Below are 11,524 nucleotides of genomic sequence, written 5' to 3' on the forward strand. Positions count from 1 at the left end.
AAATTTTAAAATATTATTGCTCAGATGCTCCTTTATCCACCCCAAACAACGAGCTTCCAAAAATGAGTAAAATTATACCATAATACATCACATAACTAACAAAATGAGCTACCACAGCTCCTTTTCCTCCCTGATATAAATTGACAAAGTAAACACTTGTAATGTATAAAGATATGATTAAAAAAGCTTCGGTAAGTATATAATGCCAAAACATCTTCTTTGCTAAAAATTGATATGCTATTACAATAGACAATACTTTTATAAAATCACCCAACAATTGCCAAAAAAACCAATCTTCTATCGGATTAAATTCTTCTGAAAACACTAGCAAAACCACATATTTCCTTAAAATATAAATCACAACCATACCTGCCAAAAGAATTGGAATAATGGTCTTGTAAAAACCATACACCTCCATTTTAAATTCTTTTTTATCAGTAATCTCTGCAAATCTTGGCAAGAGATACAAACCAATTAATGACGTAACAAGCATTAAGTAGTATTTTGAAATTCTAAACATGGCTTCCCAATACCCTGCATCGCGGTAGCCAATATGGTCAATGATATAAGATCTTATGGCTATTGCTACTAAGGGCAAGAATACCGATGCAAAAAGCGCCATTACGGTATAGGTGCTTAATTTCTTTAAAACGCCAAAATTAACACGGCTTATTTTTAAATAAGAAATCAAACTTCTTCTATTAATAATGCCCACTAGAGTAATTAAAAAGATTAAAGCCTCAGCAATAACCACAGAAACCAAAGCACCATCAATTTTATTCTGATATATTAATAGCAAGGCTACAGATACGCTCAATATTTGTCCTATAATATTTATTATAATAAGTATCTTATATTTTGAAAACCCGTTCATGATTGAAAACGAAAACATGTTAAGGGCATAAAAAGGTAGTATAATAGCCAAGATTCTTATCACATAAGCGTAATCGTTGTAATTAGGAAAAATTAAATCATTTATCCATTCTGATTTAAAATAACAAAAAAAGCAAACTACTATAGTTGACAAAAAGCCTATATAATAAGCCGTGGAAAGTGTTTTACTAAGCTCTACACTATCTTCCTTAAACTTAGACACGTATTTTACAACCCCTTTATAAAACCCAACCGTTGAAACAGTTTGTATAGCTCCTGTAAAATTTCTTAAGTTACCAATTAATGCTAGTCCTTCAGCGCCAATGAATATCGCTATTGCTTTCGATGTTAAGATTCCAGCTATTATTCTGGTTATTACTGATGCCGTTTGCAAAGAGGTTATTTTTACAAGAACCTTTGTATTTATGTAGTCTATTAATTTCTTCAATTAATACATTTTTTCATTTCTTAACAGAATGACATTAAAAAAGACATTAATGTTTTTTTAACACAGAAAAGAAGGGTTGGTTATCGTTATTTAGTAACCAAATATACAAAAAGGATTAAAGCAAACTGTAGACTTTTCGATAAGCTACTCAAGTATTAGCCTATGACGATTTTTTACCGTAGAGGTAATAAATATTTATGCAAAGAATAGCGGCGTTGGTTATAATAATAGGCTTTGACACTGGAGATAGTACAAACCCATAAAAAACGAATAGTAAACATCCTAAGGAGTTTACTATTCGTAATTTTTTCACAGATTTCATTAAGAAAGATAATAAGACTGTGCCCATTGCCGCATAGCCCACCCATTCTACCCATGATATTTCAAAAAACGTCAATCCTAAATTGATTTATTTCGTTTACGCTCTACTTCTGTTAAAAATATTTTTCTAATGCGAAGATGATTTGGTGTTACTTCAACATACTCATCTTTTTGAATATATTCTAAAGCTTCTTCTAATGAAAATTTAATTGCAGGAACAATTTTAGCTTTATCATCGGCTCCAGACGAACGTACGTTACTTAATTTCTTCGTTTTTGTAACGTTTACGGTCATATCATCACCACGAGAGTTTTCTCCAATTACCTGCCCTTCATAAATATCTTCTCCTGGATCTATAAAGAATTTACCACGCTCTTGTAATTTATCAATAGAGTAAGGTATAGCTTGACCATTTTCCATAGATACTAAACTACCATTTTGACGTTCTGGAATACCTCCTTTTAACGGCTGATATTCTTTAAATCTATGCGCCATAATAGCCTCACCAGCCGTAGCTGTAAGTAATTGGTTTCTCAATCCGATAATACCTCTTGAAGGAATAACAAATTCGCAAACCATACGATCGCCTTTGGCTTCCATACTAAGCATTTCACCTTTTCTAAGTGTAACCATTTCAATGGCTTTCCCAGACACTTCTTCTGGTAAATCAATAGTCATTTCTTCCACAGGTTCACACTTCACGCCATCAATCTCCTTTATAATAACCTGAGGCTGACCAATTTGCAACTCATACCCCTCACGCCTCATGGTTTCTATTAAAACTGATAAGTGCAATACCCCGCGACCAAATACCATAAACTTATCTGCGCTACCAGTTTCTTCAACTCTTAAGGCTAAGTTTTTTTCTAACTCTTTAGTCAGTCGGTCTTTTATATGTCTTGAGGTCACATATTTACCATCTTTACCAAAGAACGGTGAATCATTAATAGTAAAGAGCATACTCATAGTCGGCTCATCAATAGCAATGGTTTTTAACCCTTCAGGATTTTCCCAATCGGCAACCGTATCACCAATTTCAAAACCTTCTAATCCTACAATAGCACAAATATCACCTGCTTTAACTTCATCTACCTTTTTACGACCTAGGCCTTCAAAGGTATGAAGCTCTTTTATTCTAGATTTCACGATACTTCCATCACGCTTTACCAAAGAAATATTCTGATTTACCTTTAACTCACCACGTGTTAACCTTCCAATAGCAATACGCCCAGTAAATGATGAAAAATCTAAAGAAGTAATTAACATTTGTGTGGTTCCCTCTTCTATCTTTGGCTCAGGAATATGTTCAATAACCATATCTAATAAAGGCTCTATGTTTTCTGTTGGTTTTTGCCAATCTTCACTCATCCAATTATTTTTAGCAGAGCCATAAACGGTGGGGAAATCTAATTGCCACTCTTCGGCACCTAACTCAAACATTAAATCGAACACTTTTTCATGCACCTCATCAGGGGTACAATTCTCCTTATCAACTTTATTAACAACTACACATGGCTTTAAACCTAAGTCAATAGCTTTTTGTAAAACAAAGCGTGTTTGTGGCATAGGCCCTTCAAACGCATCAACTAACAACAATACACCATCGGCCATATTTAATACACGCTCTACTTCTCCTCCAAAATCGGCGTGACCAGGTGTGTCAATGATATTAATTTTTGTATCTTTATAGGTAACCGAAACATTTTTTGAGGTAATTGTAATACCTCTTTCTCGTTCCAAATCATTATTGTCAAGAATTAAATCGCCAGTGTTTTCGTTTTCACGAAATAACTGACAATGGTACATAATCTTATCAACCAAGGTCGTTTTTCCGTGGTCTACGTGTGCAATAATTGCAATGTTTTTAATATTAGCCATAATGTTGCCTTTATTTAAGCGTGCAAATGTACGTGATATTTTGTCATACAAGGTAACATTTTGTTAATTAAATGTTATAATATGATGCTACATCAACCTTTTTAACCTTTCTAACGTTTAATACTATACATAACGATTTTTTTAATACTATTAATTATGAAATCTCTAAGTAATTACACAAAGTTTACGCCTTATTTATATTTTATTGCCATAACCATTTACTTTTTTACCGTTATAAACAGAGCAGAAGGACTAACAGCTTATCCTATTCTTCTTTTAGGTATACCTTTTTTATGGCAAATAATAAAACCCAATAAATACCTAAACTTTTTATTGGGAATCACTTTTGTTTGTGTTTCGTCTTATTTAATCATTGTTTATTTTACGTATTTATTTAAAATTTTCAACTTTTCAAATCATTCTGTTCAACTTATAGGATCTGGAAGTTTATTATTCTTTTCAAGTTTGATTATGGCTCTGTGGATAATAAGAAATAGTTTAAAAGAATCACTATAATATATGTAACTTTGTAGCCTAAAATTACAAAGCAAATGAGCATTCAGGACGTTCCTAAAATTAAGCATACCCATTCTAACAACTTCTTTTTATTATGTGGCCCATGTGCTATTGAAGGCGAAGATATGGCGCTACGAATAGCTGAAAAAGTTGTTTCTATCACCGATAAATTAGAAATTCCTTATGTTTTTAAAGGTAGTTTTAAAAAAGCAAACAGAAGTAGAATTGATAGCTTTACCGGAATTGGTAATGAGAAAGCGCTTAAAATCTTAAAAAAAGTATCTGACACATTTGATGTGCCAACTGTAACAGATATTCATGAAGTTGCTGATGCCCAATTAGCGGCTCAATATGTGGATGTGTTACAAATTCCTGCATTTTTAGTACGTCAAACTGATTTAGTGGTAGCAGCTGCCAAAACAGACAAGGTGGTTAACCTTAAAAAAGGGCAATTTATGAGTCCGGAAGCCATGAAACATGCCGTTCAAAAAGTAAAAGATGCAGGAAGCGACAAAGCTTGGATTACAGACCGTGGTTCCATGTTTGGGTATCAGGACATGATTGTTGATTTTCGTGGTATTCCTACCATGCGTCAATATGCCCCAACCGTTTTAGACGTTACACATTCTCTGCAACAACCCAATCAAAGTGTTGGTGTGACAGGTGGTCGTCCAGATATGATTGAAACTATTGCTCGTGCCGGAGTAGTAAATAATGTGGATGGCTTATTTATTGAAACCCATTTTGACCCTGCTAATGCTAAAAGTGATGGTGCCAATATGCTTCATTTAGACAACTTAGAAAAACTTTTAAGTAATTTAGTTGCTATAAGAAAGACGGTAAACAATTTATAGTAGCAGTTATTATTTATTTTTTGAATTCATAAAAACCATGCCTTTTTACCTTTTCTAGTATTTTCGGCGGCAGCATGCAATAATTGTTCAAAATTTTCTTGATCTAAATCTTCAATAGCTTTTAATTGAATAGAACGCACCTGCTTTCTGTTATTATCATTCTTTAAAACAGGAAAATCATTCTCTAAAAGCACGCCATGAACAAAAACTACATCTACATAATCTTTCCCTTTTAAAATATTTAGATATACCATAGGTTTCTTACCTATATTGTAGAATGGTATTTTATAACTGTAACGTTCAACCACATGGGGAAGCGTATTCAGAATAACATTCCGAACATACAACATGATGGATTGATACGGTTCTTTCTGGCTTAAAAAATATTGGTCTACTGGTTTCAAAAAAACTTCTTTGACTTACAAAATAAGCATTTAATTGATCCCTTCAGCACTTTTTTTTGGTAAAACCTCTTCTGGAAATGGAAATAAAATGGTTGAATTCTTTTCGGCGGCAATATTAGATAAAGTTTGATACAACCTTAACTTTATTGCTGATGGTGACTGATCTATTAATTTCCCTGCCTCAAGTAATTTACCAGCGGCTTGTTCTTCAGCTAAAGCCAAAATAATACGTGCACGTCTAGAACGTTCGGCTTCAGCTTGATTGGCCATCATACGTTTCATGTTTTCGGGTAACTGAATATCTTTTATTTTTACATCTATGATTTCAATTCCCCACTCCTTGGTTTCTACTTCAACTATTTTCTTAATATTATTCCCCATCTCTTCGCGCTTAGATAAAATAGTATCCAATTCCACTTTACCGCAAACATCGCGCAGAGCTGCCTGAGATAATTGCGTGATAGCAAACGTGAATTCTTCAACTTCTAAAACTGCCATTTCTGGATTAATCACTTTAAAGAAGACCACGCCATCAATACTACACGGCACATTATCTTCCGTCATAACTTCTTGAGAAACTACATTTATAGTAATTACCCTAATATCAACTATTTGTATAGTGTCCACTAATGGAATAATCCATCTAAATCCAGGCTTTAACGTGCCGATATGCTTACCAAACCTAAATTTTAAAGCGCGCTTGTATTCAAAAATAATGCGTATTCCGGATAACAGAAATACAACAATGAAAATCGTAAAAATTAGCAGAAGATTCATGACATATGTTTTTTTTAAAATCAACGAATTACCTTATAAGATAAGACTTTTTAAGCAATTATAAAATGATATGTATCAGAAAATCAAGGAATCTGGTTTTAAACCTGTGCCTCCCCTTTTACATAATCCTGCAAATAGCTAAACCGTGGGGTTAGTCTTCCGTTTTCGGTAATTTTAGCGCGCTTTAAAATGCCTTCTTTGTCATCATTAAAAAACGCAGGAATGACATGTTTTAAAAACATATCTCCAAAACCTTCACTAGCATCTTGTGGTAGTTCGCATGGTAAATTATCAACCGCCATGACCGCAATGGCTTCATCATTTTTAAAATTGGTTTCAGATGCGGTTTCTGGGTTGTAACCATAAATAGGATCTGCAATAGTTGATGCCCTGAGCGTAGTAGCAACTGGCCCGTTAACATCACAACTAATATCAGCCACTACTTTAATATTGAAATTGGCAGACGTAACATCTTCTCTTGTATACAAATACGGGGCTCCATCACCATAAAAATGCCCTGCTATATACAAATCGGTTACCTTGGCAAAGCGCATAAAATCTGATTCATAGTCCTTTGGATTATTGAAAAAATCATGAACATCATGTACCCTTTTTCCATCCTTTCTTTTATTGTAATCTAGTACATCTATTTTACAATACACAGGCTCCTCAAAATTCAAACTCAAATAATCTTCAACCAACACTTGCTTAATACGCATGGCATCTAACATTTCCTGTGCTCCATTAGATACTTTTCCGCTTCCCGTCAGTAATATTTTAATATGGGGCAATTCAAAATTCTTTAATTCATTAATCAAAGCCTCTTGATTGGGTAATGCACTTGCCTTGGGTAATTGCCAAGAATTATATTTTAATCCCCAAGCTCTAAATCCATTATACGCACCTACAATACCTGCATACTTTCCAAATCCAATGAGTCTGTTTCCGTTTTCATCTGTTATAGTTTCATGGTCATAAAGCTCTATATTCTTATCTAAAATAGCTTGCAACAGCTTTCTATTATACGGCTGTTTCTTTATAGTATGCGAAAAGAAAAAATACTTTTTATTAGGAATTAATGCCTCTATGGGGACTTCTTTAACACCAATCATAACATCACATCCTGAAATATTATGGGTTACATCAAAGCCTTCTTTTAAATAAGCTTCATCTTCAAACACACGAACTTCTGAAGTTTCTACAATAAAATCAGCCATTGGATATTGTCCTTTTGCCTCGGCTAATTTGGTTGGCGAAAACACCACACGACGATCGGGCGGATTTTTACGTTCTTTTATAATGGCAAATTTCATAGGGTTTTGGAATAATTTTTGCTCTAATTTACTCGGATTTGATATGATTTACAAAGTTTTTGGTAAATTTGCTGCCCGCGTTAAGGATTGAACGATATGTTTGAGCTCCTCGCAGAGAGCGAGTAGTGAAAGCCTGACCCGATTGGGGAACGCACAAATAAAATTACTATTATATTAAAAATGGGGTCGACTGGTTTTGACAGCGAGATTAATGAAATGGTAAGCACGTGGTGTAATGATTTTGAAACACCTTAAAGGCTAAATCAAACTTTAAACGGCGAGAATAACTACGCTTTAGCTGCTTAATAACTGAATTATAGTAAGTTCAAGCCCCGGCACACTAGGTGTGCAAGCTAAATGTCTCCTGAAAGCCTTGGTTAATGGCGTTCTTTTTAGAGGCATCGTAAAAATTGACTAAGATGGTGTAGCGCTTTGATGCACTTTCAAGATTTAGAAGCTAAGTTATAAGTAGGCTGTCTTTAGCTAGCTTATAATCGAAAAACCAAGAAAAGACTAAACGTGTAGAAAGCTCTTTGGTTACTTGTTTGGACGAGAGTTCGATTCTCTCCGACTCCACAGAAAACCCTTGTATACCTATAAAATACAAGGGTTTTACTTTTTAGTTGATAATTTCAGGGATAAAATTTCAATTTTTTCATTGTTGATAATCAGTCCTTTTCTTTAACTTCATAAAATATTAATCTAAAAATTATAATAAATTATGAACGGAGAATACCGAAACCACACCCAAAGACTAAATGAATTAGTTGCTAATAAAAATAAATACAGTCTCGATATTTATTTAGAAAAGCTTAAAAAGCTTTCAAATGATATTACGGAAGATATTATCAATGATTTAATTACAACCTATAAAAATAATCCTGAAATAATAAATTATTTATTATCACTGATTCAAAAAATAGAGTTAGATAGTCATCATGTCCCTTTAATAAATATAAATGATATTGAAAATAATTTAATTCAGTCAGTGTATAAAATAATAGAAGAATAAACGCAAAATAATAGTTTTTCATTACAGGCTTTTACTTAAAACCACTGAAAACCACACACAATGCACCACTCAGTAACAACTTAGTCACCACAGCATTTTTTACATACAAAATCAAGTAATTCACACATTTCTCAACACTAACACTGAAAACCACACACAATGCACTACTCAGTCCTCACCCAGTTTATGGGGCTTAGAAAGGTAAATACTATTGGTATTGCACAGGCCGTTAAGGTGATGCACTTATCTGCTATGGCCTATAACCTTAAAAAGTATCTGAAATTCATTGAAAAAACAGTGAAAAGTGATGCAGAGGCAAAGCATCGTTTGTATTTGCAACTTAAAGCCTCAATATTACTTTGAATAAGCCCTTTAGAAGTACTGAAATTTACGTAGAAAACAGGGGGGGTATACGAATACCTATTACAAAATAGTTAAAACCACTTAAAACCACACAACGTGTGTACTTTATAAAACCGTATTCGTTAAAAAACAGCGTTTTACGTTTTTTTATTTCATTTTTTGCCGAATTTTTGCCGAAAACATGTCGATATTCTTAATTAATTTTCGAAAAAAAAATACCGTAGCAATTTAATGCTACGGTTTGGTTAACTACTCCCTTGATGACCAATAAGCGTCATTTTCAGGATTTAATTGATTTGCATGATTGTCAAGCTCTTCTTGACTGTAATCATAATCTGAATTTAAACTCATAATTTTTAGGTTAAAATAATTAATAAATTCATCTCAAACGAAATGATGAAATAAAACTAATGGAAAAACAAGTGTGAAAAAGGCAATATTTAGCGAAATTTACCTGAGACGAATAATTGCTTAAAAAATGACATTATTACATCCAGAAAACGAAAACGACATAGGTGCTGAAGAAATACATTTTACACATGTATCTTCAACTAATTTAATGGACATTAAAAATCCTTTTGACACATTGTAAGAAAGTTATTATATTGCAGCTAAAACATTATAAAACCAAAATAATAAGAATGATAAAAAAACTAAAAAACCATCGTTATCCCTCCCGATTAGATGTAATATGTAGTTTTCAATCATTCATATAAACAAGTTGTAGCACATTATGACCAACCAAACGCAAAATGAATAAATTCACAGTTCTTTTATTACTCATAACAATCGGAATTATTTCCTGCAAAAATTCTGAAAAGGAAATTGACAAATTGGAAATTGCTAAGAAATACTATAAAATTCTTGACAAATCAGATGTTACTGGAATCGAAACTTTGCTGACCGATAGCCTATTGACAAAGGAAACCGAATATGACTATGAACAGACATTTTCCAAAAAAGAATACGTGGAATGGCTAAAATGGGATTCTGTGTTCGAACCGACGTACAAAATCCTTGAAATCGGACAGGAAAATGGAACTGTAAAAGCTAAAATTTCAAAAACAGACAAAAGAATCTCTTTCCTTCATAAAGAGCCTATTGTGACTGACCAAGTTATCCATTTTGACAAGGATAAAATAACCAGTATTGAAACAACAAAATATGTGATTTTCAACGATTCAGTATTTGTTAAAAACAGAGATGGACTCTTGAATTGGATTGACAAAAATCACCCTGAACTAAATGGATTTATTCACGACCAAACAAAGACTGGCGGAATGAAATACCTAAAAGCGATTGAACTTTATGAAAATAAAAAATAACGTGCTACAACAATGTATAACCGCAATTACGGCGGATTCGACTACGGCCAAATCCACTCGGTATTGCGAACTTCTGTGCTCTACTGAAAATTAACGCGTATTAACCCGTAACTGACGGTTATACGAGACCGTTGCCATTAATTTAAAATGACCGTAATAAATTCAATATTTTCAGTTTCATTAAGTTTGATTTTCGTATTCATTAATCTGAATAGCGGAATAAAAACGTCTGAAATACAAAACAAAACTCTGACCGAAAAAATTGATTGCGGAATTGAAAGCGTAACTCTGAAAACGGAACGAATTGAAAAGAAACGCAAGTTTTTATTCTGGACTTTAAAACACAAAAAAGTAATCGTGACTGACCGAATTATTGACCAAAATGGAAATGAAGTTTTTGAAAAAAAATCAGTTTTTATAAGCTCAATGGATGCTTCTGACACAAGAAAATTTAATCGCATAAAAATTGTCGGAAATGAAATTTGGATTTTCAGTCACGGCAAAAATGTGGATAAAGTTAAACCTATTAATCGTTATAATTTTTGTGGAGATTATCTTGGGAAAAAAGATTGGGAAGACGGAGATTATTACGACGACTGAAATAAAAAAACTAATGGCAACACCGTATAAAAAAAATTGCTAGTTTTAGCTAAACCAAAGTTAGTTGCTCGTTTGCTAGCTTCTGATTTTCCTTCGGAAAATCCTCGCACACAAACACGCAACTTTCCTTATACATCAACGTTGGCAGTAAGCTGAAAATCGATGAATTATAAAAATCTGATATTAATTTTAACCTTCTTAACTTTTGGACTTGTTAGCGGACAAAACCAAAACGCAGAAAATATTAATGTGAGATACTTATATGGCAACGATTCAGAAGTCTGGGAAGTCAATAAAATTGAACCAAATGATAGAATCATATTGACTAAAAGATTGGAATACAACAGCGAATACAAAGAATTAGTAACAATATTTTACTGGAACGGCGGACTTAAAGCTGGATATCCGAAAAACTCTGAAAAGAACGAAGAAGAAACTACACCGAAAATAGGAACGTGGAAAATTGACCAAAGTAATCGGACTTTGTCTACGACTATTTCCTTGGGCGATTTCGGAAATAAATTTCTTATTTTAGAATTAAATCCTAACCGATTAATATTAATGAAATTGAACAAAGAATAAAAGCCTACTGCCAACACCGTATATAAAAAATTGCTGGTGTTGTGCTAAAACAAAGGTCGTTGCACGTTTGCTACGTCTGATTTTCCTTCGGAAAATCCTCGCACGCAAACCCGCAACTTTCCATATACAAACACGTTGGCATTAATTATGAACCAATCACAGCCTAAAAATCTGATTTACGGAAAATTATTTTTGATTTCTGTCATTTTATTGTTGCTAAATGACTTTTTTTTTAAATATTATTTTCATAATTATCTG

12 protein-coding genes and 1 other RNA gene are annotated in these 11,524 nt (G+C 33.2%); 8 read left to right on the forward strand and 5 right to left on the reverse strand.

Translation table 11 applies throughout. The features are described 5' to 3' along the window. Positions 1–13: 13 nt before the first annotated feature. A complete protein-coding gene (locus FGF67_RS11785) occupies positions 14–1,321 on the reverse strand; it encodes an O-antigen translocase (RefSeq protein WP_139697950.1) in 1,308 nt (435 codons plus the stop codon). Between the two features lie 399 nt (positions 1,322–1,720). Continuing rightward, positions 1,721–3,520: a translational GTPase TypA gene (typA, locus tag FGF67_RS11795; RefSeq protein WP_139697951.1), complete on the reverse strand. Its 1,800-nt coding sequence runs from the start codon at positions 3,518–3,520 to the stop codon at positions 1,721–1,723. 156 nt (positions 3,521–3,676) lie between these two features. Between typA and FGF67_RS11800 the strand changes: the two genes are divergently transcribed. Then, complete coding sequence (locus FGF67_RS11800; RefSeq protein ID WP_139697952.1) at positions 3,677–4,036, forward strand: hypothetical protein; 360 nt, start codon at positions 3,677–3,679, stop codon at positions 4,034–4,036. A 35-nt stretch (positions 4,037–4,071) separates the two neighbouring features. Continuing rightward, positions 4,072–4,890, forward strand: coding sequence for a 3-deoxy-8-phosphooctulonate synthase (gene kdsA, locus FGF67_RS11805; RefSeq protein ID WP_139697953.1), 819 nt, complete (start codon positions 4,072–4,074; stop codon positions 4,888–4,890). Positions 4,891–4,916: 26 nt separating this feature from the next. Here kdsA and FGF67_RS11810 read toward each other — a convergent pair whose 3' ends face one another. From FGF67_RS11810 to FGF67_RS11820, 3 genes are all read right to left on the reverse strand, one after another. After that, positions 4,917–5,294: a DUF1801 domain-containing protein gene (locus FGF67_RS11810; protein ID WP_139697954.1), complete on the reverse strand. Its 378-nt coding sequence runs from the start codon at positions 5,292–5,294 to the stop codon at positions 4,917–4,919. Between the two features lie 30 nt (positions 5,295–5,324). Beyond that, a complete protein-coding gene (locus FGF67_RS11815; protein ID WP_139697955.1) occupies positions 5,325–6,071 on the reverse strand; it encodes a slipin family protein in 747 nt (248 codons plus the stop codon). A gap of 98 nt (positions 6,072–6,169) precedes the next feature. Further along, entirely contained in the window at positions 6,170–7,384 is a 1,215-nt protein-coding gene (locus FGF67_RS11820; RefSeq protein WP_139697956.1) for an NAD(P)-dependent oxidoreductase, read from the reverse strand. Between the two features lie 182 nt (positions 7,385–7,566). On the opposite strand from FGF67_RS11820, the gene ssrA reads away from it, so the two are divergent. From ssrA to FGF67_RS11850, 6 genes are all read left to right on the forward strand, one after another. Continuing rightward, positions 7,567–7,963, forward strand: a transfer-messenger RNA (tmRNA) gene (ssrA, locus tag FGF67_RS11825). Positions 7,964–8,105: 142 nt separating this feature from the next. Then, positions 8,106–8,396, forward strand: a complete 291-nt coding sequence (locus FGF67_RS11830) for a hypothetical protein (RefSeq protein WP_139697957.1) — start codon at positions 8,106–8,108, stop codon at positions 8,394–8,396. Between the two features lie 159 nt (positions 8,397–8,555). Beyond that, complete coding sequence (locus FGF67_RS11835) at positions 8,556–8,759, forward strand: hypothetical protein (RefSeq protein WP_139697958.1); 204 nt, start codon at positions 8,556–8,558, stop codon at positions 8,757–8,759. 752 nt (positions 8,760–9,511) lie between these two features. Further along, positions 9,512–10,084, forward strand: a complete 573-nt coding sequence (locus FGF67_RS11840; RefSeq protein WP_139697959.1) for a hypothetical protein — start codon at positions 9,512–9,514, stop codon at positions 10,082–10,084. A 147-nt stretch (positions 10,085–10,231) separates the two neighbouring features. Next, positions 10,232–10,684: a hypothetical protein gene (locus tag FGF67_RS11845; protein WP_139697960.1), complete on the forward strand. Its 453-nt coding sequence runs from the start codon at positions 10,232–10,234 to the stop codon at positions 10,682–10,684. 249 nt (positions 10,685–10,933) lie between these two features. Beyond that, positions 10,934–11,266: a hypothetical protein gene (locus FGF67_RS11850; RefSeq protein ID WP_139697961.1), complete on the forward strand. Its 333-nt coding sequence runs from the start codon at positions 10,934–10,936 to the stop codon at positions 11,264–11,266. Positions 11,267–11,524: the final 258 nt, after the last annotated feature.

The sequence above is a fragment of the Allotamlana fucoidanivorans genome, assembly GCF_006265225.1.
In the GTDB taxonomy this organism is placed as follows: domain Bacteria; phylum Bacteroidota; class Bacteroidia; order Flavobacteriales; family Flavobacteriaceae; genus Allotamlana; species Allotamlana fucoidanivorans.